Below are 23315 nucleotides of genomic sequence, written 5' to 3'. Positions count from 1 at the left end.
GCGTAGTATAGGGGCAATGGCTTCCCAAGGAACATCAATCCCACCCTCCGTGGGTGCCCCCGGTGCGAGAGCGCCGGAGTTCAGTGCAACATCGTCCGAAACCAGCCTTTCCGAAGTTTTGATTACACTTCGCAAGCGGCGCTGGGTGCTCGTCGCGACGGTGATCCTTGGCCTCTTTTATGGTTTGTACAAAGCCACGTCACAACCGAAACTCTATGAAGCCAGGGGCCGCATTCAGGTCCGTACGGGCTCATCGAACGAGTATCGAGTTAGTGCTGTCTCAAGCTTCGGAGGCGACTCGCAGACTCGTCTTCAGACAGAAGTAAACATCCTCAAAAGTGACTCCCTCCTCCTGACCGTTGCCCGCGAGTTGAATCTCGCAAATGACCCCAACTTCTTTGGCTCCAAAGGAGGAGCGCCAACCCACTATTCCGTCGACAGCCCCGGTATCCGCCAGGCAGTGGTTGGCACCTTGCAATCGAATCTCAAGATCAACCTGATTATCAAAACAGACATCATCGAGATTAGTTACAGCAGCTTGAACGCCAAGCTTTCGGCAGACATCGTCAATAAGCTGATCTCGGACTATATACAGCGCAGCTACGAGACCCGCTTTCAGTCGACGCAGCGCGTATCGCAGTGGCTCTCCGGTCAGCTTGACGACCTTAAGCAGCAGGTCGAGACATCCGAAGAACAGATGATCGATGTTCAAAAGCGACTCGGCATCATTGGCCTCGATCCTACTCACAGCCAGATCACCACAGGCGTGGACGACCTGGCCCGAGCCTCGGGTCAGGCGCGTATTGCCCGCATTCTCGCGGAATCCCGGTATCGCACGTTGAGCGGCATGGGCGCGAATGCAGTCGACCCATATAGTGGATCGTCGAGCATAGGCACAACCGCACCCGGTTCGTATGGCTCCTCAACCGGTACGGCATCCAGCGGCACGCAGTCTGGCGGCACACAGTCCACAGGCACACCAAACTCGGGAACATCTTCATCGGGCGGAATGGGTCAGGGTCAGGACACCTCTGCTGGCTCAAACTCCAACCAGGTTCAGCAATTGCAGTCGCAGCTTGCAAATCTTCAGGCCAGCTACGCGCAGTCACAGGCGACCTTAGGTCCAAACAACCCGACTGCCCTCGCGCAAAAGGCACAAATCGCAGAGTTGACCAAGCAGGTTACCCTCGAGCAAAAGCGCATGGTCCAAGCTTCCAGAGAGGCCTACCTGATCGCGCGTAGCACCGAAAGTGAAACCGCGACCACTCTTGAGACCGAGAAGAACAACGCCTACAAGCTGCGCGATGATCTTGTGGAATACACCCTGCGCCAGCGCGAATATGAATCGAACCGCATCCTCTATGACGGTTTGAGACAGCGTCTCCGCACCGCAGGCGTTCAGGCCGGCCTCGAATCTCTCGAAATTGATGTCGTCGATCAGGCCCTCCCGCCATCGAATCCGACAATGAACTCGAAGTCGACGATCGTCATCATAGCCCTGATTTTCAGCTTTATGATCGGTGTCGCGATCAGCTTCCTTCTGGAAAGCCTCGATACCGGACTACGCAGTATCGCAGAGATTGAAGCCATCACTGGGCTTCCCTCGCTTGCCATCATTCCGCGCTCTCGGAAATCGAATGCGGAGACTGTTGGCACGCTCAGCACCGCCCAGAGAAATATTAACGTCCTTACGCAGCCAAAGTCTCAGTTTGCCGAAGCCATTCGATCTCTTCGGACCTCGCTTCTGCTCTCGACTACAGGCCATCCACCGAAGTACATTCTGTTTACAAGCGCAACGCCCTCAGAAGGAAAGACCACAACCGCCTCAAATCTCGCTTGTGTTCTTGCCCAACGTGACACCAGCGTTCTTCTGATCGATGCCGATCTTCGCCGCCCTAATGTTCATCACCGCTTTGGTTTAAACGGCAAAGTCGGTGTGACAACGCTGCTTACTGGTGCTACTTCGCTTGAGGACACTGTGCAGCGCGTTCCTGAAGTACCCAACCTTCACATCTTGCCCAGCGGGCCCGTACCCCCTTTCCCGACCGAGATGTTGACGTCGAAGGCTATGGACGACCTCCTCGAGCAATGCGGGAAGCTGTACACACACGTGGTGATCGATTCGCCGCCAATCCTTTCAGTGACAGATGGCGTTCTCCTTGCCCGTAAGGCAGATGCTGTCGCACTCGTTATCCGTCATGGCAAGTCCAGCAAGCACGTTGTTCGACGCGCCCGCGATCTGCTGCTTCGGGCTGGCGCACCCATCACCGGTATCGTCCTCAACGCGGTTGATCTGAACGCACCGGAGTACTACGGCTACTACGGTTACTCCGGATATTCGTATTCCAGCATCGACTCCGACAGCTGGGAGGCCCAAGGTGCCTCCAGTGAAACCACAAAGCGGAAGAGGAGCTGATCGATGAGATTGCAGAACTTGACTACGAACGGCAGCTTCAGCTCGACGGTGCACACCATCGCCACTTTTGTGACGCGCCGAGCTACACGCGGTGCCATGTTTACCCTCGCACTTTGCTTTTCGGTCTCGCAGCTCCAGGCGCAGTTCAGCGGCCCATCACTTGGCGCCGGAACGCCGGTCAATGCCCCGATTACGCCTACAACTGATCCTGCGATTCTCTACCCGGCCGACCGCGCCATCCAGCTTGGCGTCGGGGATTCACTCGTCGTACATTTGTTTGGTCAAAGTGAGTTCGCATCCCCTGAGCGCGTAGGCCTCGATGGAGCGTTACAGGTGCCCCTGATTGGCCCAGTCCCTGTCCTCGGCCTTACGCTATACCAGGCTTCGCAGGTTATTGCTATCCGGTTGAAGAATGCCGGCATGTACCGCGATCCTCAGGTGACACTGCAGATAGTCGACTCTCCAAATCAGGTCGTTACGGTTTCGGGAGAGATGCATGGCCTTGTCCCTGTCGTTGGTCGGCGCAGCCTGCTCAGTGTTCTATCTGCAGCCGGTCAATACCCGATCACGGGCAGCCATACCGTTATCATCAATCGTCCCGGCTTGGACCAGCCCATCGTTGTCGACCTCGGCACGGATCCGTCCCGCAGCGCCCGCGCAGATGTCCCCCTCTTCCCTCTCGATACAGTCGTCGTTCCGCGTGTCGGCGTAGTCTACGTGCTCGGAGCCTTCAAGATCCAGGGTGCGATACCGCTCGAGCAGAACTCCCCACTTACCCTGATGCAGGCTGCTTCCCTCGCTGGAGGTCCCGGCTTCGAGGGGCAATATAAGGATCTGCGCGTCGTTCGGACTGTTGGCTTTGAACGCAAGGTCATCAAGCTTGACCTGATGAAGGTGATGCGCGGCAAGGCCTCCGACCCTGTCCTGCAGGCGGATGACATCATCTTTTTGCCGACCAACCAGCTCAAGGCCGCTCTTACCAATGGTGGCTTCGGTGCAGCCAGCAACGTCGCCTCCTTACTACTGGTTGCCTTTCAGACCAGGTAGCGTCTTGCATTTAAAAGATCGTGACCAACACGCACCATGCACCCGCAGGGGCGCAGATACGGATGGGGTTCTTGCCTCTTAATGCTCAGGGCAGTACGGCCAAAGTCCGGCTTGCTTACCTTGTCAGTCATCCGATCCAGTACCAGGTCCCTCTGCTGCGGCGTATCGCACAGGAACCGGACATCGACCTCACCGTGCTCTTCGGATCGGATTTCTCTGTACGTGACTATAAGGATGAGGGCTTCGGCGTAGGCATCAAGTGGGACGTTCCCCTGCTCGACGGCTATCATCACGAATTCTTGCCGAGCCTGCGAGATACCTCTGGCGTCAGCGTCACCAGCCCCATGAACCACGGCATCTTCAGTCGTCTGCGTCGAGGGGATGGTCAGCAGCCCTTTGACGCTCTGTGGGTCCACGGCTACGCGACCGTCAATGCAATGCACGGCATTCTTGCGGCAAACACCCTTGGCATCCCGGTGCTGTTACGGGCAGAGTCCTGGCTGCGTGACCGCTCGCGATCCGGCGCAAAGCTCGTCGCCAAAAAGCTTTTCTTTGATCTTCTGGCCCGGCTCGTCGACGCTACACTCCCGATCGGCTCTCTCAATGCCGAGTACTGGCAGCACTATCTCGGGGAAGACTTCCGACAGTTCCTCATGCCCTACGCCGTCGATAACAGCTACTTCCAGCAGCGAAGTCTCTCCGCTCAGTCAGGACGCGCAGAGCTCCTTGCCGAACTCGACCTCGATCCCGCAAGGCCCGTCATCCTCTTTGCTTCAAAACTTCAGTACCGCAAGCACTGTGATGACTTGATCGAAGCTTATACGAAGCTCGCGCCCGCAGCCGGAGCCGAGCCGCTACCGTATCTTCTGATCGTCGGCGATGGGGAGGCCCGCGCCGAACTCGAGGCTCAGGCAGCAGCAACAGGCTTCGGCAGCATCCGCTTCTGCGGCTTTCGCAATCAATCCGAGCTACCACGCTTCTTCGACATCTCCAGCGTCTTCGTTCTTCCCTCGCGTCACGAGCCGTGGGGACTCATCGTCAACGAGGTAATGAACGCCGGACGCGCCGTCATTATCTCGGACGACGTAGGCTGCCAACCTGACCTCATAGTCGATGGTAAAGAGGGTGCAATCTTCCCGGTTCGCGACATCCCTGCCCTTACCGCTGCTCTACAGCGCGTCCTCGCGTCACCAGAGACCGCAGCAGCCATGGGCCAGCGTGCTCTCGAACGTATCAAGACCTGGAGCTTCGAGGAGGACGTCCAGGGCCTGCGTCAAGCACTTGCCGCGGTCACCGGAAAGATCCAATCCTGAGTCCTCGATGAGAATCCTGCACATCGTCGGAACGATCGACCCAAAGGCTGGTGGTGTCTCCGACTCCATTCGTGCTCTTCTTGAGTACGGTCCTTCCGACTACGAGCACGAAGTCGCCTCAATGGACGACCCTGCGGCCCCCTTTCTTGCAGACCTGCCGGTGCCCACCCACGCCTTCGGTCCTGTCACCTCAACCTTTGCCTACGGCCCAAAGCTGCGGCCATGGCTGCTTGCCAATCGTGATCGGTTCGATGGCGTGTTCGTCCATGGTCTCTGGGTTTACTGCGGTATCGCTGCCTGGCAGGCCCTGGCGGGCCACACGCCCTACGTAGTCTTTCCTCACGGCATGCTCGATCCCTATTTCAAGCACGCCTTTCCACTCAAACACTTGAAGAAATGGCTCTACTGGCTTCCAGCCCAATACTGGGTTCTCCGGCGTGCGGACAAAGTTCTCTTTACGTGCGATGTCGAGGCAGAACTAGCCAGGCAGAGCTTCTGGCTCCATCGCTGGAACCCTCACGTAGTCGCCTTCGGAGCTACGGCTCCACTCGGCGATGCAGCAGAGCATAACGTCCAGAGACAGGCGTTTCTGAACCTCTTTCCTCAACTTCAGGATCGCCGCTTCCTGCTCTTTTTGGGGCGCATTCACCACAAAAAGGGCTGCGACCTCCTGATCGATGCCTTCATCAAGATCGCGGCCAAGGATGCTGATCTCGATCTCGTCATGGCCGGGCCCGACCAGCAGCACTGGCAGGCCGCGCTTATGGAAACTGTTGCCGCCGCTGGCCTCACCCATCGCGTCCATTGGACAGGAATGCTGGAGGGGGAGGTGAAGTGGGGAGCCTTCTTCGCCTCGGAAGCGTTCATTCTTCCCTCCCACCAGGAGAACTTCGGTATTGCTGTAGCAGAAGCTCTCGCCTGCAGTCGTCCCGTCCTGCTCTCAGATAAGGTCAACATCGCTCCCGACATCGCCTTGGATGGCGCTGGTCTCATGGAGACCGACACCGCCGAAGGCACACTTCGGCTTCTTGAACGATGGATCGCTCTCAGCGCCGCAGAACGCGAGACAATGGCTCAGCAAGCCCGCCTCACCTTTGAGCGACGATACGACATGCGCGCCAACGCCAAATCGATCGTGCGTATCTTCGAGACACCAACCTGAGGCAATAATGGCGAAACAGGCTCACTACAACGCCGCTGATCATATCTCGGCCGACACGGCAGCAGATCCCTACATGCGGCCTGCCTTCTCGACTGGCAATCGCGCCCGCCGGCTTGTCTGGAACATCTGCTGGCTCCTGCTCTATCGCACCTCGCCGCGCCCGCTGCATGCCTGGCGATCCATGCTGCTCAGACGTTTTGGCGCGACCCTTGGACCGAACTGCCACTTCTATCCAAAATCGAAGATTTGGGCGCCGTGGAATCTCATTTGTGATGATCTGGTAGCTGTAGCTGATGGAGCTGAAATCTACAATCCAGCACCGATAAGCTTTGGGTCGCATGCCATCATTTCGCAAGAGGCATACATTTGTGGAGCCACGCACGACTTCGACGATCCCGCGTTTCCCCTACTCGCGTACGCAATGGAAGTCGGCGCGAATGCATGGATCTGCGCTCGCGCTTCGGTTGCCCCGGGGGTCAATGTGGCTGAAGGTGCAGTTCTTGGTTTGGGCTCGGTCGCCACCCGCAACCTTGAAGCCTGGACAGTCTATGCCGGCGTCCCCGCTGTTCGCATCAAGGAACGCCGACACATATCCCCTACCAGCTGACGACTACGACCGCAGCTTGGCCAGCAGATCGGTCGGATGTACCGGCTTCGCCAAAATTTCAAACTCATGACCCTGTGCTCGTGCCTTCTCGAGCAGATCGGCCGTGGCAGCCTGTCCCGAAAATAGAAGAATCTTGCACTTAGGAAGCTTGTTCCGTGTTGCGATCGCCGCTTCGATCCCGGTCATCCCAGTCATAATCACGTCGCTGATCAGCATGTCTGGCTGGAAGGTATCGAGCGCTTCGATGGCTTTCTCTCCGCTATAGACGGCGCGTGCCTCAAAGCCTGCCTGGTTGAGGATGATCGCAAGCGTATTGGCGATCACCTGCTCGTCGTCCGCGACGAGTACCCGAGGCTTCGATGGAGTAGCGGCTGTGTCTGGCATTCTGAATGTCCCCAAATCTAATTTCTTGAAATGCGCTCGTAAGGCGACTATACCAGTCTAGCTTTACGCGCGGACGTACCTCGTAATGATACGCTGACCGCAGCGACAGCTACCATGCCGGTCTAGAAATCCGTCACTCGAGCTGCATCGCCCACGAACCCATATGCAGAATGCAATCATACGCGCAGAACGTGTAGAAAAGTACTACGCTCAGCCAAGCGAAAACCGGATCCAGGTCATCTCACCGACGGATCTCTCCATCGTACCGGGCGAAATTGTCGCTCTGCTTGGCCCCTCCGGTTCCGGAAAGTCGACCCTCCTGCGCATGCTTACCGGTCTGTCCACACCCTCGGCCGGACAGGTCTACTGGCACGAGAAACCCATAGCCACCGCTGATGTCAACGTGTCCATCGTCTTCCAGAGCTTCGCCCTCTTTCCGTGGTTGACCGTCCTCGAGAACGTTGAAGCACCCTTGAAAGCACGCGGCGTAGACGCTGAAAGTCGTCGCCGCCAAGGCCTCAAGATGCTTGACACAGTTGGCCTCGACGGCTTCCAGGGAGCCTACCCCAAGGAACTCTCAGGCGGTATGCGCCAGCGCGTCGGCTTCGCCCGTGCCCTCGTCGTGGAACCGGAAGTCCTCTTCATGGACGAGCCCTTCTCCGCCCTGGACGTCCTAACCGCGGAGAACCTCCGCTCCGAACTGCTTGAACTCTGGCAGAAGAAGACGATCCCCACGCAGTCCATCTTCATCGTCACTCACAACATTGAAGAGGCCGTGCTTCTCGCCGACCGCATCATCGTCCTCGGCAGAAACCCCGGCCACATCCGCACCGACTTCAAGGTGACCCTCGCTCACCCTCGCGATCGCAAGGCGGCCGCCTTCACCCAACTCGTCGACTACATCTACAAGGTCCTCACGCAGCCCGATGCCAAGCCACCGGAGCTTCCACTCCAGACCGGCAAGCGGCAGAGTGAGCCACGTCGCCAGCACTACCAGATGCTCCCACATGCCCGTCCAGGTGGCATCGCCGGTCTTCTCGAGCTCCTTATCGACCACGCGGGCAAGGACGACATCTACCGCCTTGCAGACGACCTCGGCTTTGAAATCGACGACCTCCTCCCCATCGTCGACGCCGCCAATCTCCTCGGCTTTCTCATTGTCACCGAGGGCGATGCCGCCATCACGCCCACTGGCTCGGAATACGCCAACTCTGAAATTCTCCGTCAGAAAGAACTCTTCCGAGCTGCCGCCACCGAGAACGTCCTGCTCCTTCGCCAGATCGTCAAAGCCATCGAAGCTAAATCTGATGGCACCGTCTCCGAGGAGTTCTTCCACGACATGCTCGACGAGCAGTTCACCGAAGAAGAGACTCTCCGCCAGCTTGAGACCGCCATCAACTGGGGTCGTTATGCCGAGCTCTTCGACTACGACGCCTCCCGCCGCCGCTTCATGCGCGCCGAGAAGCTCGTCGACGAGCAGGTAGACGAGACCGCAGAGATCGACGCATGATTCAGCTTCCCGAGGCATTCAGCTATACCCGTAGCCGAGCCACGCTCGCTCGCGCCCAGGTCTTCAAGCGTACCGGCCCGGTCATCCTCGACCTCGTCGTCGCCGCACTCTGTCTCGCTGCCTTCTACGGCGTCCTCAAGATCGCTGGGTATTGGCTCTCCAGCGCGCAGCCGCAGTTCGTCGTGTCTCTTAAACCTTCAAGCCTGCCTTTGTACGCCTTTTACTCCGTCGTTCGCATTGGCTTGGCTTATCTGCTCTCGCTCGTCTTTGCCATTGGGTACGGCTACGTCGCCGCTTACAATCAGCGCGCCGAGTCACTGATGATCGCAGCCCTGGACATCCTCCAATCTATTCCCGTCCTCAGCTTCCTACCGGGCGTCATGCTGGCCATGGTCGCGCTCTTCCCTACCCGCCAGCTTGGCGTAGAGATGGGAGCGATCGTCCTCATCTTCACCGGCCAGGTCTGGAACATGGCCTTCAGCTTCTACTCATCGCTCAAGAGTCTTCCGCGCGAACTTGGCGAAGCCTCCCGCATCTACGGCTTCTCCACCTGGCAGCGCTTCTGGCAGCTTGAACTGCCCTACGGCACCATAGGCCTGGTCTGGAACTCCATGATCTCCGTTGCTGGCGGCTGGTTCTTCCTCATGGCTTGCGAGATGTTCGTCCTCGGCGACCGCGACTTCCGCCTCCCTGGTCTTGGTTCTTACTTACAGACCGCTGCCAGTGCCGACAACATTCCAGCGATGGTCTACGGTATCCTCACCGTCATCGCCATCATCGTTGCCACGGACCAACTCATCTGGCGACCCGTCATCGCCTGGAGCGACAAGTTCAAGATCGAGCAATCCGCTAGTGCCGATCGCATCGACTCGCCCATCCTCCATCTCATCCAGCACTCGAACGCCCTCGCCGCCGTCAAGCGCCACACCCTCACCCCGCTCAGCGAACGACTCAATCACACCTTCGCCGAGCGCCAGCAACAATATCGCACCCGTCAAGCCGCAGGCGAGGTGAAGGCTTCACCCCTCTGGCTAAGAATCTCTGTCCTCAGCATGGTCGGGATAGGGATCCTCTACGCTGCAGTGAGCGCCCTGCTCAAACTCCGCGAAATCAATGGCGGCCAATACCTCATCATTCTTGAGAGCGCTGGAGCGACCTTCCTCCGCGTCAATCTCTCCCTGCTGCTTGCCTCGGCGTGGACCATCCCCGCAGGCGTCGCAATTGGCTTCAACCCGAAGCTGGCCCGCATCGTCCAGCCAGTCGTTCAGGTCGCCGCCAGCTTTCCCGCGCCTATTCTCTTTCCCATCATCATCCTCGGTCTCATGAAGCTCGGAGGCGGACTAGGCATCGGCTCCATCGCCCTCATGCTTCTCGGAACCCAGTGGTACATCCTCTTCAACGTCATCGCTGGAGCCATGGCCATCCCATCCGACCTTCGTGAGGTCTCGACGCTCTTCCGCTTCACCCAACTCCAGCGCTGGCAGACCGTCATCCTCCCCGGCATCTTCCCCTACCTCATCACTGGGCTTGTCACCGCGTCCGGCGGTGCATGGAATGCCAGCATCATCGCCGAGTACTTTCACCTCAAAGGACAGACGCTCTCCACCCTGGGCCTGGGTGCACAGATCAGCGCTGCCAGCGACAAGGGCCAATTCCAAATCCTGCTTCTTGCCACCATCGTCATGGCCCTGATGGTCGTCACCGTCAACCGCCTCGTCTGGCGCCCGCTCTACCGGCTCGCCGAAACAAAGTACAAGCTCGAAGCCTGATACAAACTATCCGTCCAAACGAATGAGGGCCGCGTCTGCACGCGGCCCTCATTCGTTACTGGTAGGAAGTTAGCTGCGAGGAGCGCCGCCACCCTGGGGTGCGCTGCCGCCGCCTGAACCTGTACCCGGACGACGACCACCACGGCGACGACGTCCACCTGGACGACGCTGCCCTTCTGGACGAGCACCCGGCGCGCCAGGCGTTCCCGGTGCAGCTGCCGGAGCGCCATCCGCACGGTTGAAGTTCGGCTCGTCGACACCCTCGTCGCCATCATCACCGTCCTCGTCATCGAAGTCGTCATCGTTGCCGACTGCATCATCACCCGCAGCGAAGTCACCCTGAGGAGCGCTTGCGGCGATGTTCTGACCGTCAGCACCCGGTTCCGGCAGACCAAGCTTCGCACGCTGTTCCTTGAGAACCGCCTTGCGCGAGAGTTTGATGCGATTACCTTCCATAGAAAGAACCTTGACGAGGATCTGGTCGCCCTCACGAAGCTCATCCTTGACCTCTTTGACGCGATGCTCTGCAATCTCTGAGACATGGAGGAGACCATCGGTTCCGGGGAAGATCTCTACGAATGCACCAAACTCGGCGATCCGTACGACCTTACCGAGATAGGTCTTGCCGATCTCGGGAACAGCCGTCAGGTCGCTGATCATCTGGATCGCACGCGCCAGACCATCGGCATCGCTCGAAGCCACATTCACGCGGCCCGTATCGTCGACATCGATCTTGACGCCGGTAGCGTCGATGATGCCGCGGATTACCTTGCCGCCGGGTCCGATCAGATCGCGGATCTTATCCGTAGGAATCTGGATCGTATGGATGCGCGGAGCAAACTGCGACTTCTCTTCGTTCGCGCCGGAGATCGTCGCGTCCATGGTGTCCAGCAGTGAGAGGCGATTGATGCGAGCCTGCTCAAGCGCCTCACGCATGATCTGCGGCGTAATGCCCATGATCTTGATGTCCATCTGCAGCGCCGTGATGCCCTTGCGGGTTCCGGCTACCTTGAAGTCCATATCGCCATAGTGATCTTCCGCACCGGCAATGTCCGTCAGGATGGCATACTTGTCGCCTTCCTTCACCAGGCCCATCGCCACACCGGCAACGGAACCCTTGAGCGGAATGCCAGCCTGCATCAACGCCAGCGACGCACCGCAGACAGTCGCCATCGACGAAGAACCATTCGACTCAAGAATGTCCGAGACAACGCGCAGCGTGTACGGGCTCTCGTCCTCACCCGGTAGCACCGCTTCGATCGCACGGAACGCAAGCGCGCCATGACCGATCTCGCGGCGCCCAACACCAGTCATTCGACCGACTTCGCCGACCGAGAACGGCGGGAAGTTGTAGTGCAGCATGAAGCGACGCTTCTGCTCGCCCTCGTAGCTCTCAAGCCGCTGTGCATCGTCTGTCGTGCCCAGTGTTGCGGTAACCAAAGCCTGCGTCTCGCCACGCTGAAACAACGCCGAACCGTGAACACGGGGAAGAACGCCTACCTCAACGGTGACCTCACGAATCTGGTCGAATGCACGATGATCCGGTCGGATGCGGTCATTCAACACCTGGTCGCGGAAGATATTCTCGCGAAGCAGTTCGTAGTACTTGCTGAGCTTCTTGCCGGCAGCAGCATCACCCTCGGGCAGATCCTTCTTCAACTCATCCTTGATCGTCTTGACCAAAGCATAGCTGTCGAACTTGGGATGCTTCTGCGTATCGAGAGCATCCTTCAGGCGATCGCCAACCTTTGCGGTCAGCGCATTCAGGTACTCGTGATCAATCTCGACCGCAGTAATCGTGCGCTTCGTCTTACCAGCGCGGCTCACGAGATCCTCAATCGCAGCGCAGATCTTTTTGATTTCTTCGTGTGCAAACTCGATCGCGCCGACGACACTCTCTTCCGAGGTCTCCTTCGCGCCCGACTCAACCATCACGATGCCGTCCTTCGTGCCAACGACCATGATATTCAAGGTGCTCTTCGCGCGCTCCGCATACGTCGGGTTGACAATGTATGCACCCTCGATATGACCAACACGCACCGCGCCCACGGGACCGTGGAACGGAATATCGCTCAGAGCCAACGCGCAGCTTGCACCATTGATACCGAGAACGTCGGGGTCATTTTCCTTATCAGCCGAATACACAAACGCCACAACCTGCGTCTCGTTGCGGAAGGCCTCGGGGAACAGAGGACGAATCGGGCGATCGATCTGGCGGCTCGTCAAAATCTCCTTCTCGGAAGGACGGCCCTCGCGCTTGATGAAGCCACCGGGAATGCGACCACCGGCATACGTAAACTCGCGATACTCAACCGTAAGCGGGAAGAAGTCGATGCCTTCTTTCGGGTCAGGCGAGGCCACTGCTGTGGCGAGAATCACGTTATCGCCGCTGGAAGTAAGTGCGGCGCCTGATGCCTGCTTGGCCATGCGGCCTGTTTCAAATTTGATCTGCTTGCCGCCAGCAAGCTCTACTGTGACGTCCTGTTTCATTGTGCGTCCTCTTCTCTTTCTCTTTTTTCTCAGTCAATTAGGGAACTTGGACATGCGGCTGCGCAACACGGGCGCTATGCCGCTGGGGTGCAAACGCGAAAAAGTGCAGCCCGAGCAGAAGAGCCATCTCCTGAGGTCGAGTGCTGCACATAGCGAATTTGCCGGAATGTTGATCTGGAACGTAGACGGGTATCGGCAATCGGAGCTTCCGAACGTTCATTTCGGGCTGCGGAGCGGTTTCCTTCGATCATCAATGGCAGCACTGCTACCCACATTCGGAGGGTCAAGCAGGCTGCCGTGATAAGGATGGGGGCTTGGGGAATACTAGACCTACTTACGGATTCCAAGCTTGCCGATAACGTCGCGGTACCGGTCGCTGTCAATCTTCTTCAGGTAATCAAGAAGGCGGCGGCGCTTGCTGACGAGCATCAGCAGACCGCGGCGCGATCCGTGGTCCTTCTTGTGAGTCTTAAAGTGCTCCGTCAACTCAGTAATCCGCTCGGTGAGGATGGCGATCTGAACCTCGGGGCTCCCGGTATCAGAGTCGTGCGTGCGGAACTTCTCGATAATGTCTGTCTTCTTTGCGGATGCCAACACAGCTATTCGTACTCCTAAAATCTCTAGTTCACTCTCGTATAAGTGTCTCTACCAAGATAACACCGCTTCCCAGCCCCGGCAATGTAATGCCGGGGCTGGGGAGCGGATCTGCTTCGAAAACTACCAACTCTAGGCGAGATGCGTCTTGAAGAACGCCAGCGTCCGATCCCGCGCCAGCGCAGCCGCGTCCGGCTTGTAGCTCGGGCGCATGTGATTCGCGAAGCCGTGCTCCGCACCGTCGTAGACGAAGATCTCGACCTCTGGATGCGCCGTTCGCACTGCCTCAATCTGATCTGATCCGATGTGCGAGTCCGCTCCGCCGAAGTGCAGCATTACCGGGCAGCTCGGCTCCTGGGTTGCCACGCTTCCAACGCCGCCGGGATAGAACCCAACCGCACAGGCTGGCTTAATCTTCACCGTCTCGCCTTGGGTAGCCGACATCCAGCTCGTCAACCCGCCATAGCAGTAGCCCGTGACCCCAACATCCTTGCCAGACTTCGCCTTCGCTTCATCAAACGCCGCCGCAACATCCAGCAGCACCGTATCCATGTTCAGCTTGGCGTACAAGCCAAAGGCCTTCTGCATATCCCCGTCGCCATAGCCAAGCTCAACATTCCTCTCATAGCGGTCGAAGATTGCCGGAGCCACAGCGACAAAGCCATCCTTCGCATACGCATCAGCAACGTCGCGAATCGACTGATTCACTCCAAAGATCTCCTGCACCACCACCAGGCCACCGATCGCCGCACCCTCCGGCATCGCAACGTAGGCTTGGAACTCATGGCCGTCGGCCGCCTTCAACGTAGTAAAACTACCCATTCACATTCTCCTTGGTGTGCCGCCGGATCGCATTGCGGCACAACTCTTCTATAGTACGGTTCGAATATGAACAGACCTTGTCATGCTTCCTGTCCCATCGAATTGGCAGGCTTCTACCGTTCGGATGCGACAGCATAGTTCTTCATCTCGCCCACCCAGCCGAGAAACCGCAGCAATTGCCGCCGCTCCGTCACCATCAGGTGCCAGAAATCGCGCAGGCCAACCTCTTGCGCCTTTTTACCCGTGTACGTCTCGAATCGCCAGCGCAGATAAGGGCTCTGCCAGGGGCGCAGCCGATAGCCGCGTGTCGCATTCCACAGAAATCGTAGTGCCTCAAACATGAATCACCCGCCTGGCCCAAGTATAGCCAAACGGACAATCATGCGAAGCAGGGGCCTAGTGGGTGTAGTCGAACAGGTCGGTCTTGCCGAGCGAGCTGATCACGCTCATCAGCGCCTGATTCTGGGTCTCACTCGCACTGAGTTGCGTCGCAATATCTGCCGGATTCGCTGACACCAGGCTGCTCTGTGCGATAGTCGCCGTAGCGGTCTGCGTCTGAATATAGGTACTCGTCGCCTGCAGCCTGCTCAGCGAGTTGTCGATCACCGATCGCTGGTCGGTCACCAAACCCAGCGCCGCCGTCACGGAAGCACTGTCAGCAGCTACCGCAGTACTTACATTGGAACCAGAGAAATCGCCGATCAACTGGTTCAACGTATTCAGGACCGAGGTAAACACGGCCGACCCCGGCAGATTCACCTGGATCGATTGTCCTGTCGGCGTCACCACCGACTGTGCCACTGCATCGCCAGCATAGGTCGTCGTCGCAGGAACCGTGCTCGTGTCAATTGAAAACGGCTTCGTAGTTCCTTGGCTTCCCGCAAAAAGGTAAGTCCCCGAGTAGCTTGTATTCGCGAGTGAAAGAATCGAATCGCGAATCCCGGTCAATTGTGCCAAGGTTGCCGTCTGACCCGAGGCATTCTGAATACTGTTCGCGCCTGCAGTCGCCAGCGTGACGGCCGAGGTCAACTGCGTCACCACCTCGCCTAGCGCGCTATCCGTCGCCTGTAGGCGGCTGCTCTCACCCGACGCCACCTGCACATACGTGTCCTGCTGGCTGATCGCAGAGTTCAGGATCGTACTCTGCGCCACCGCAACAGGATCAGTCGATAGCGACGTGACGCGCAGGCCGCTCGAAAGCTCGGCAGTCAGCTGCGCCTCTACATTCGTGGACTGATCGAGCTGACTCGAAAGCTTCGTAAGATAATTTGGATCAACGCGCAAGGCTCACTCCTCATAGAACAACATCAATGGCTCACATCAACTACCTGGCCCGATTACGTTCTAGCTGACAGCAGTAGAAACACCAAGGTTCAACGCATCAGCCAGCAGCTCGTCCACGATCGAGAAGACCTTCGCCGCAGCCTCATACGATCGTTGATATTGCGTCAGGTTTGACGCCTCCTGATTAAGCGATACGCTCGATACCGAATCGCGCAGCGAGGTCAATTGCGTCAATGAAGCCTGCTGCACCGCATTATCCGAAGTCGCTGCAGAGACGGCCGTACCGATCTGCGCCAAAAATGAAGCAAAGGAAGCAGACGGAGTCTGTCCACTCACTGAAGTGCCAGTAGCCAACGCGGCAAGCGCAACCGCATTTCCGTTCCCTGTAGCACCCTGGCCAACCGCCGCCGCTGCAATGCCATTTGGATTTGACGTCGCCAACGAGATCGATCCAGCCGCTCCTGCCGAAGTTGCTGACAGTGTAAAGATCGCGCCGCCAGCGTTTCCGCTGCCATCGAGTCCCGCTGCATTCTGCGTATTCACCTGCGTACCTACCGCATACGCCAGCGCATCAAGGCTGCTTGAAAAAGTCGAAAGCTGGCTTCGCGCCTGCAGTACTCCACCAAGACTTCCACCCGTGATCGATGCCGTTACATCCACGGCGCTCGGTCCGGCTGCAACCTGCGTCTGGCCCGCAACCTGACTCGTCTGCAGCGCGTAAGACTGGTTGCCGCTCACCAGGACCTCACCGCTGCTCGTCGTCAGCGTGATCCCGTTCTGCTCCGTCGTAATCTGGTCCAGGCCAATCAGGCCGGAGAGCTGTGCAATGGAAGATTGCCGTTGATCTTCCAGAACGCCAGCGTCGCTGGACGATCCAAGCAGCGAGATCTGCTGGTTCAGACTCGCAATATTTGTAGTCAGCGAGTTGACCTGACCTACCGTCGCGGTCACCTCGGCATTGAGCGAGTTCGAGGTGCTCGAAAGCTGTGTCGATGCCGCGTTGAATGCATTCGAAAGCGCGGAAGCTGCGCTCAGCACGCTTTGCCGCGTCGCCGGATCAGACGGATTGGCTGAAAGCGCCGTGAACGAGTTATAAAACGAATCGATTGCTGAACCAAGCGTGGTCGCCGCCGCGGAGCTGGCCGTCGCCGTCAACTGAAAGACGCTCTGCACCGCAGTCAGCGCCGAAGCTACCGCACTGCTCTGCGCCTCAACCTGGGTCTGCTGCTGCACCCTTTGTTCCAAAATTCGATCCCGGACCGAGGTTGCCCCTGTGCCTATTGAGACGCCATCCCCATAACTCGCACCATTGATGGTGATCGTGTCTTGCGACTGGAAGTTCACGACCTCACGGGTATAACCCACCGTATTCTGATTCGCCACATTGTTCGACGTCACGTTCAACGCCGATTGCTCCGCCTGCAGCGCATTGCTCGCGAGGCTCATCAAGGAGGTAAGGGTACCCATCGCTATCGTGTCTCCATTCGTCCTTCAAGATTCAGTACCGACACCAGCACCTTCAGATTTGCCGCCGTAACATCCAACAGCTCTCCGAGCCTTGCCTGCTTCTCGGTCAACTCAGGCAGCAGATCGTAGCGATGCGCAAGGTGCTCCGCAGTAACCGCCCGAATCCTGTCTTCTACTTCTTCAAGTCGTTGCACGTCGAAGCTTGTCAGTGCCGTCAACGCCTGGTCCAACTCGTCCGAAAGCGCTTGAGCCCCGTCCTGCCGAGTCGTCATCACTAGCTCAACAGCGACGAAATCAAACTGTCTGCGACATCTGAGGAATCGACATGGTACGTTCCAGCAGCAATCGATGCCTGCAGACTCGCCACCTTCTCCGTACGAACATCGGGCGTCTGCAGAGCCTGTGCAAGCAGCGTGCTGGCAGAACTGAGACTTGCCTGATCGGTAACCCGGTTCGCCTTGCCGCTAACCGCATCGTTGGGACTGGTTTCTGGGGCGCCGGCGGAGACCGCATGCACAGTAGATTTAGGGCTCAGCTGATCGAGGGGTGACACTAAGGAGTTGCTGATTGAATGAATGCTCATAGGTTTATCCGTCCTACTTGAATCAATCGGCGTCCACGCCCAAAACTTTAGTTTGAATTCGCTACCTTTTGGGAACCAGAGCCATGCTCGAGAGTCACCTTTTCTACGACCTGTCGTGCAATCCCTACCCCTCCTCCCTTCGCGATCGCCCGCGCCACTGCCTCGGTTCCGAAGCTACGCAGCGTGTCGTTACTTCCTCCGCCGGAGTCATCCCCGTCCTCACCATCCTTGCTCCCCTGCATCCCCTTCAACATCTCCTGGAGCAGCATTCCCTCAAACTGCTGTGCCGCATCAACCAGCTTCGTATGCTGCGCCGCATCCTTGTCTGGCTGCAGCGTGGGCGCACTCCCAGTTTCAATCCTCATAGCACCTCAATCTCCGCTTCCAGAGCGCCTGCTGACTTCATCGCCTGCAGGATCGAGATCACGTCGCGTGCCGTTGCCCCAATCTGCTGCAAACTCCTCACCAGGTCATCCACAGTAGCTCCCTGCTTCAGTTCGATCCGGTTGACCGGCTTATCCTTCGCCTCGATCTTTGTCTGCTGCACCACCTGCGTCGTCCCGCTCCCAAACGCGCTCGGCTGCGACACCTCGAAGTCGCTCACGATATTCACCGTCAGCCCACCATGCAGGATCGACACGGCCTGCAGCACGACCGTCCCACCGATCACCACCGTTCCCGTCCGCTCGTTCACCACCACCTTCGCGCGCGGATAGAACGGCACCTCGATCGCCTCCACCCTCCCCAGCAGCGCCGGTATCTCCTCGTTGCCCTTCACCGCCAGCGTAATCCTGCGGCTATCCACAGCATGTGCCGCATTGCGTCCAAGCTCCTTGTTGACCGCCTGTGCCATCGCCTCCGCGCTGCGAAAATCCGCATCGTTCAACAGCAGCGAGAAGTCGCTGCGCCCCGTCAGATCGAGCGGCACCCCACGCTCCACCATCGCGCCCCCCGGAACCCGTCCCGTCGTCGGATGGTTCACCTGCTTCACATTCCCGTTCGCGCTCACCGAATAGCCGCCCAGCACCAGCGGCCCCTGAGCCTGCGCGTAGATCTTTCCATCCGGCCCGTAGAGCGGTGTCATCAGCAGCAGCCCGCCCTCGAGGCTTCGCGCATCGCCAGCAGAAGACGCTGTAATATCCAGCTTCGTTCCTGGTCGCGCAAACGGTGGCAGCGTCGCCGAGATGAAAACCGCCGCGAGATTCTGCACCCGTATCGACGAAGCCGGCACACTCACCCCCATACGCAGCAGCGTCGCCGCCAACGTCTGGATCGGGAAGCTCGTCTGCTGGCTGTCCCCCGTCCCGTTCAGCCCCACCACAATCCCGTAACCGACCAACTGGTTATCGCGAATCCCCTCGATCGACGCGATGTCCTTGATGCGTGCCTGATGCGCCTGGCTGGTCGGTGTGTTTTCAGCAAACGCCGCATCAGGAAGCATGCAGATCATTCCCAGCGCGCCTGCCAGCAGGATCAACCGCAGCGTCACCTTCGCGCGCAGGCTCCGTTCTTCCGGGACCATTGCCTCCAACCACCGTGCTATCGCATCCTGTCTCATTGCCTGTCCCTGGAAGATCGAAGTTAGAAGATCAAAATTCGTTCCAGCAGCCGTACCAGCGCATTCTGCCGATAGGTTGCGTCATTCACAATACCCTTGCCGCGCACCTCGAGCTCAAGGCTCGAGATAGCCGTCGACAACACCTGGTTCTGCTGCGATATATCCTCTGGACGCACCAACCCATGCAGCACAATCGTCTGCGTCTGCTGCGAGAACTCCACCTGCCGCTGCGCTTCGATCACCAATGTCCCGTTCGCCAGCACGTCGACCACCTGGCCTCCAAACACCGTCGTCAGGCTGGAATTCGTCGCACTCGCACCCTGCGCATTCAGTGCCTGGGTCGAGGTCTGGCCTACAAGATTCTGCAGCGCATTACTTGCCTTCAGGAGTCCAAACAGGCTCGTGATCTGCGATTTCGCATTCGACGCACGCGAGTTCTTCACCGTCCCATCCGTCGACGCCGCAAGATTCTCCGACACCACCACCGAGATCAGATCGTTCGGACGCATCGCCCGCACATCTGTATTCATCCGGGTCAGCCGCCCACTATCCGTCCAGATTGCTCCAGCCGAAGGCAGCGCATTCGAACTCTCCATCCGCACCCTCGCAAGGTACGCCGTCAGCGAGTTCGAAGCTACACTTGGCCTCGGTGCCAGCATCATCTTCTGAGCCATCGTCGTCTTCACGACAGGCGTCATCGAAGGCTGCACGGCAGGCGCACCCGCCTGGGGTGCCACTGGCCCGGACTGTGCTCGCGCAAAGCTTCCAATCAGCAACACTGCCAGCAGCGTCACGGACGCAATGACAAACGGCCAGAAGACCTTCAGGTCAGACTCCTCCAGTTCATGCGGCCTCTTCATGGCTCCATCTCCACATCCGCCGGCCCGCGCACCACGCCCGCGAGATACTGCGGCGCGCTCGTCTGCCCCTCCAGATCACGCGGTGTAGCCAGCCGAATTCTCACCCGCGCTCCAATAGCTCCGTTCTCCTCGGAGGTCCCCATCATCTCGATATGCGCAAAGCGTTCACTCTTCCAAAGCCTCACCAAGTCCCCGGCTCGCACAATCGGCAACGCCGCAGAAGCCCTCACTCCCGCAGTAAAGAGACCAGCCTCCGCATGCACCACCGGCAGGTCCGTAGGAATCGTGATCGCCGGCCTGTCCAGATGATCACAGCTTCGTATCACCGCCCAGCCTCGCCGCAGCAGCGGGTCCCATCGCACGGCCTCCACCCGATAGCCATGCATCTCCGCAAGACCGGTCGCAGAGGCTTCATTGGACCGTCGCGCATCCACCAACGCGGCCGCCGGTGTACTCGCACACAGCCCTCTTGGAGCATCTCTAGCCGTATCCAGAGCAGCGGCCCGCGATGACCCCGCAGACCCACCCAGCACTCCCGCAACGACAACAACTGCAAGCCAACGCATCTTAGCCATCACGTCTCCTAGCGAATCATTCCGTTGATCTGCGAATACATGTCATCCGCCACATGCACCACCTTCGAATTACTCTCGTACGCCCGCTGAGCCAGGATCATCTGCACAAACTCGCCCACCACATCCACGTTGGAATTCTCGAGGTATCCCTGTTGCAATGTGCCCATGCCACTCGTGCCCCCCGGAAGATCCGTGATCGCGTTACCCGAGGACTGCGTCGGCTGAAACAGATTGCTCCCAATCGAGCTCAACCCACCCGGATTCACAAAGGTCGCAAGCTGCATGGTTCCGAGCTGAGCTGCATTCGTCTGCCCCGGAATCGTCCCTGACACCACGCCATACTGCGAGATGGTCACCGCCGTCGCATTCGACGGGATCGTGACATTCGGTAGCAAGAGGTCGCCATTCGCGGTCATCAGCGCACCCTGATTATTCTGATGAAAGCTGCCGTCGCGCGTATAGGCGATCGTTCCATCCGGCTGCTGCACCTGGAAAAATCCCGCGCCCTGAATCGCAAGATCGAGCGGGTTCGACGTCTGATTGAAGTCACCCTGCGTCATAATGACCTCGCTCGCCGCCGTCCGCGTACCCAGTCCAATCTGCAGCCCCGCCGACACCGTGTTCTGGCTCTGTGGAGACCCCGGTGTGATCAGGTTCTGGTAGATCATGTCCTGAAACTGCAACCGACGCTGCCGAAAACCCGTCGTCGCCGAGTTCGCCAGGTTATTCGCCACCGTATCCAGATTCGCCTGCTGCGCACTCATGCCGCTAGCCGCCGTATATAAAGCTCGTATCATCGCCCTGCCTCCAGAGATCTTGAACTACTCACAAACCCTTGCTAAACCCGCGGCAACTCTTCCGCCGCTACCTTATCCAGATCGTTATTGAACGCAGAGAGAGCCTTTTGCATCATCTCCGCCTGCCGCTGCACGAGGATCAACTGCATCGACCCATGCACCGCATCGTTGTTGGCACCTTCAAGCGCTCCCTGCTGAATCGTCCCCGCCGCCAAAATCGGCGGATTATCAGCCGTCGTCGCAAATCGGTTCGTTCCCTCGGCAATCAGCGAAGCACTGCTCGCAAAGTCGAACACGCCCACCTGTCCCGCAATCGTGCTCCCACCAGCGCCAGCCACCGAAACTGTTCCATCCGGCGAAACCTGAACCGCGCCCGAGGGAATCGTAATCGGCTGCAGCTTCGCATCCAGTACCGCCTCGCCCGCACCGGTCTGTAGCAGCCCTGTCGGCGACCGGCCAAATGAGCCGTCCCGCGTATACCGCACGCCCTGCGCCGTCTTGACCGCAAAGAAGCCATTGCCATTCAGAGCCAGATCAAGCGGATTACCAGTAGGCGCAATCTGCCCCTGACCCATATCCAGCTTGTTACCGCCAAGCACGCCAAAGCCATTCACGGCTGAGCCCACCTGCGAGGCCGGCTGCTCCGTAATCCGGTCCGTCAGCACGCTGCGAAAATAGTCCCGCTCCGCACGAAAGCCATTCGTCCCGGCGTTCGCCAGGTTATTCGCCGCGGTATCCAGCGCCTGTGTTCGCGCCAGCAGACCCGTATACGCTGCGTAGATTCCACTGTCCATGCCCGGTTGAAAGCAGGTAACGGGCCGAAGCAGTCAGGAAAAAAATTAGAGAACTATAACTGACGCCTAAATAAAAAAACCCCGACATAATCGGGGTTCTTTTGTTTAGCTCTCAAAATCCGTCCATCCGCACTGATCGGTGTTAAGCTTCTCACCGAACCACAGACTGGAACAAAGGCGAGCTCAACAGGCTCGCAAACTGGCTATCTGAAGAAGAGTAGTTCACCGACAGCGTACCCGCATTCGAATCGATCCGCGTCTGGTCGAGCGCCGTCTTCTCAAGCGGAGTACCCGTGCTCTTCTTCAACAGCGCCGCACCCTGCATCAAAGTCGCCACGGTCGCCGCCGTCACCGTATCGGACATCACTACCGCCATCTCAAACCGCACACCATTCTGGAAGTCCATCGTGTAGCGCGAGCTCTTGAAGCGGTTCTTGATCGTGTCGTAGTCCGCCAACTGGGCTGCCTCGCCGAGCGCGCCTTTCATCATCGTCTGCGTGCCCTTCTGGTCAAGCAGGCTCCAGACAGCGCGCGTATCCACCGTCGCCATCTCGTTCACCATGTCCGTATCCGTCAGAAAGTTCGGAATCATGCCGTCCCGCGCGTCAAGCGCTGCCTTCACCGAATCACGGTCGCCAAACACCATCGTTGTCTGGTTCAGGAAGGAAACCACGCTACCCGAAGCCATCGGATAGATGCTGTTATTTCGCAGGATCACCGGCTTCACCTTGTTCTTCGCAAAGTTCGCCAGGATGGCCCGCGTCTGAAACTGCCCCTGCGCAATCCCAACCGTCCGCGTGCCCCCGTCCGCCTTCGCCCCGTCGCTCACCCGGAACGCCGCAAACGCCAACACGTCCGCATCCTGGTCCACCTTCATGCCAGAATTCTTGAGCGCCGTCTCCAGTCGCTTCAGCTCCGGCGGCAGCACACGGTCCTTCAGGCTCATCGCCGCCGATGAGTTCTGCATCGCGCGGTAGTCCACCACAATCAACTGCTGTACATCATGCGGGATAGCCGACCTGCCGTCACTGCTCAACTGCGCAGCAAAGGCCATCGAAGGTACAAGCGCAAGCGCCGCAAGGATCAAATTCTGCCGGGTAAAGATACGCACGATAAACTCCATAGGGCCACCGGCCTGTTCAGGGCGGGGCATAACCCTTCTATTCTTCCGTGAAACAGGGTGAGAAGCAAGTGAATTGCCTGCTTCGTTTGACGGGTAGACCGGCGGAAGGTTGTTCACCCCCGCCGCATCTCCTGTATCTACAACGATCTTCGCCTCGAAG

General features: G+C 58.5%; 23 protein-coding genes. 7 read left to right on the top strand and 16 right to left on the bottom strand.

All coding sequences use genetic code 11. The annotated features are described in order from the left end of the window. Nucleotides 1-16 precede the first annotated feature (16 nt). The 5 genes from OHL20_RS16565 (at nucleotide 17) to OHL20_RS16545 (ending at nucleotide 6545) form a co-directional block, all read left to right on the top strand. Nucleotides 17-2416: a GumC family protein gene (locus tag OHL20_RS16565; protein WP_263384284.1), complete on the top strand. Its 2400-nt coding sequence runs from the start codon at nucleotides 17-19 to the stop codon at nucleotides 2414-2416. Between the two features lie 3 nt (nucleotides 2417-2419). Beyond that, nucleotides 2420-3463, top strand: coding sequence for a polysaccharide biosynthesis/export family protein (locus OHL20_RS16560; protein ID WP_263384283.1), 1044 nt, complete (start codon nucleotides 2420-2422; stop codon nucleotides 3461-3463). A gap of 71 nt (nucleotides 3464-3534) precedes the next feature. Then, nucleotides 3535-4776 carry a glycosyltransferase family 4 protein gene (locus tag OHL20_RS16555; protein WP_263384282.1) on the top strand — a complete coding sequence of 414 codons (1242 nt, stop codon included), beginning with the start codon at nucleotides 3535-3537 and terminating at the stop codon, nucleotides 4774-4776. A gap of 7 nt (nucleotides 4777-4783) precedes the next feature. Beyond that, nucleotides 4784-5938: a glycosyltransferase gene (locus tag OHL20_RS16550; protein WP_263384281.1), complete on the top strand. Its 1155-nt coding sequence runs from the start codon at nucleotides 4784-4786 to the stop codon at nucleotides 5936-5938. 7 nt (nucleotides 5939-5945) lie between these two features. After that, nucleotides 5946-6545, top strand: coding sequence for an LbetaH domain-containing protein (locus OHL20_RS16545; protein WP_263384280.1), 600 nt, complete (start codon nucleotides 5946-5948; stop codon nucleotides 6543-6545). Nucleotides 6546-6548: 3 nt separating this feature from the next. Here the strand turns inward: OHL20_RS16545 and OHL20_RS16540 are convergent, their stop codons facing one another. Further along, on the bottom strand, nucleotides 6549-6929 hold the full coding sequence (locus tag OHL20_RS16540) for a response regulator (RefSeq protein WP_263384279.1): 381 nt from the start codon (nucleotides 6927-6929) through the stop codon (nucleotides 6549-6551). Nucleotides 6930-7092: 163 nt separating this feature from the next. Here OHL20_RS16540 and OHL20_RS16535 point away from each other — a divergent pair, with 163 nt between their 5' ends. Together OHL20_RS16535 and OHL20_RS16530 are read left to right on the top strand one after the other, a co-directional pair. Then, complete coding sequence (locus tag OHL20_RS16535; protein WP_263384278.1) at nucleotides 7093-8439, top strand: ABC transporter ATP-binding protein; 1347 nt, start codon at nucleotides 7093-7095, stop codon at nucleotides 8437-8439. After that, nucleotides 8436-10208 (top strand): ABC transporter permease, encoded by a 1773-nt coding sequence (locus tag OHL20_RS16530; protein WP_263384277.1) that lies wholly within the window; start codon nucleotides 8436-8438, stop codon nucleotides 10206-10208. The genes OHL20_RS16535 and OHL20_RS16530 overlap by 4 nt, the downstream gene beginning before the upstream one ends. A 69-nt stretch (nucleotides 10209-10277) precedes the next feature. Here OHL20_RS16530 and pnp read toward each other — a convergent pair whose 3' ends face one another. From pnp to OHL20_RS16455, 15 genes are all read right to left on the bottom strand, one after another. Further along, nucleotides 10278-12698, bottom strand: a complete 2421-nt coding sequence (gene pnp / locus OHL20_RS16525) for a polyribonucleotide nucleotidyltransferase (RefSeq protein ID WP_263384276.1) — start codon at nucleotides 12696-12698, stop codon at nucleotides 10278-10280. A gap of 330 nt (nucleotides 12699-13028) precedes the next feature. Beyond that, nucleotides 13029-13295 (bottom strand): 30S ribosomal protein S15, encoded by a 267-nt coding sequence (gene rpsO / locus OHL20_RS16520; protein WP_179491361.1) that lies wholly within the window; start codon nucleotides 13293-13295, stop codon nucleotides 13029-13031. A 129-nt stretch (nucleotides 13296-13424) separates the two neighbouring features. Beyond that, nucleotides 13425-14114, bottom strand: a complete 690-nt coding sequence (locus tag OHL20_RS16515; protein ID WP_263384275.1) for a dienelactone hydrolase family protein — start codon at nucleotides 14112-14114, stop codon at nucleotides 13425-13427. Nucleotides 14115-14227: 113 nt separating this feature from the next. Then, nucleotides 14228-14455, bottom strand: coding sequence for a hypothetical protein (locus OHL20_RS16510; RefSeq protein ID WP_263384274.1), 228 nt, complete (start codon nucleotides 14453-14455; stop codon nucleotides 14228-14230). A 55-nt stretch (nucleotides 14456-14510) separates the two neighbouring features. After that, entirely contained in the window at nucleotides 14511-15398 is an 888-nt protein-coding gene (locus OHL20_RS16505) for a flagellin N-terminal helical domain-containing protein (protein ID WP_263384273.1), read from the bottom strand. Nucleotides 15399-15458: 60 nt separating this feature from the next. Then, nucleotides 15459-16865, bottom strand: coding sequence for a flagellar hook-associated protein FlgK (gene flgK / locus OHL20_RS16500; protein WP_263384272.1), 1407 nt, complete (start codon nucleotides 16863-16865; stop codon nucleotides 15459-15461). Between the two features lie 2 nt (nucleotides 16866-16867). Continuing rightward, nucleotides 16868-17137, bottom strand: coding sequence for a hypothetical protein (locus OHL20_RS16495; protein ID WP_263384271.1), 270 nt, complete (start codon nucleotides 17135-17137; stop codon nucleotides 16868-16870). A 2-nt stretch (nucleotides 17138-17139) separates the two neighbouring features. Continuing rightward, the gene (gene flgM, locus OHL20_RS16490) at nucleotides 17140-17448 is read right to left on the bottom strand and encodes a flagellar biosynthesis anti-sigma factor FlgM (RefSeq protein ID WP_263384270.1); all 309 of its coding nucleotides are present in this window, start codon (nucleotides 17446-17448) and stop codon (nucleotides 17140-17142) included. A 47-nt stretch (nucleotides 17449-17495) separates the two neighbouring features. Next, nucleotides 17496-17813 carry a hypothetical protein gene (locus OHL20_RS16485; RefSeq protein ID WP_263384269.1) on the bottom strand — a complete coding sequence of 106 codons (318 nt, stop codon included), beginning with the start codon at nucleotides 17811-17813 and terminating at the stop codon, nucleotides 17496-17498. Beyond that, on the bottom strand, nucleotides 17810-18889 hold the full coding sequence (locus tag OHL20_RS16480; RefSeq protein ID WP_263385030.1) for a flagellar basal body P-ring protein FlgI: 1080 nt from the start codon (nucleotides 18887-18889) through the stop codon (nucleotides 17810-17812). Before OHL20_RS16480 ends, OHL20_RS16485 begins: the two co-directional genes overlap by 4 nt. A gap of 140 nt (nucleotides 18890-19029) precedes the next feature. Continuing rightward, nucleotides 19030-19866, bottom strand: coding sequence for a flagellar basal body L-ring protein FlgH (locus OHL20_RS16475; RefSeq protein ID WP_263384268.1), 837 nt, complete (start codon nucleotides 19864-19866; stop codon nucleotides 19030-19032). Then, complete coding sequence (locus OHL20_RS16470) at nucleotides 19863-20441, bottom strand: hypothetical protein (protein WP_263384267.1); 579 nt, start codon at nucleotides 20439-20441, stop codon at nucleotides 19863-19865. Before OHL20_RS16470 ends, OHL20_RS16475 begins: the two co-directional genes overlap by 4 nt. An 8-nt stretch (nucleotides 20442-20449) precedes the next feature. Beyond that, nucleotides 20450-21238: a flagellar basal-body rod protein FlgG gene (flgG, locus tag OHL20_RS16465; protein WP_263384266.1), complete on the bottom strand. Its 789-nt coding sequence runs from the start codon at nucleotides 21236-21238 to the stop codon at nucleotides 20450-20452. 41 nt (nucleotides 21239-21279) lie between these two features. Next, nucleotides 21280-22032 (bottom strand): flagellar hook-basal body protein, encoded by a 753-nt coding sequence (locus OHL20_RS16460; protein ID WP_263384265.1) that lies wholly within the window; start codon nucleotides 22030-22032, stop codon nucleotides 21280-21282. 151 nt (nucleotides 22033-22183) lie between these two features. After that, nucleotides 22184-23185 (bottom strand): hypothetical protein, encoded by a 1002-nt coding sequence (locus tag OHL20_RS16455; RefSeq protein ID WP_263384264.1) that lies wholly within the window; start codon nucleotides 23183-23185, stop codon nucleotides 22184-22186. Between the last annotated feature and the right edge of the window lie 130 nt (nucleotides 23186-23315).

The organism is Granulicella arctica, assembly GCF_025685605.1.
GTDB lineage: Bacteria > Acidobacteriota > Terriglobia > Terriglobales > Acidobacteriaceae > Edaphobacter > Edaphobacter arcticus.
Note: the sequence above shows the minus strand (reverse complement) of the source record. Positions and strands in the feature narration are given on the sequence as shown.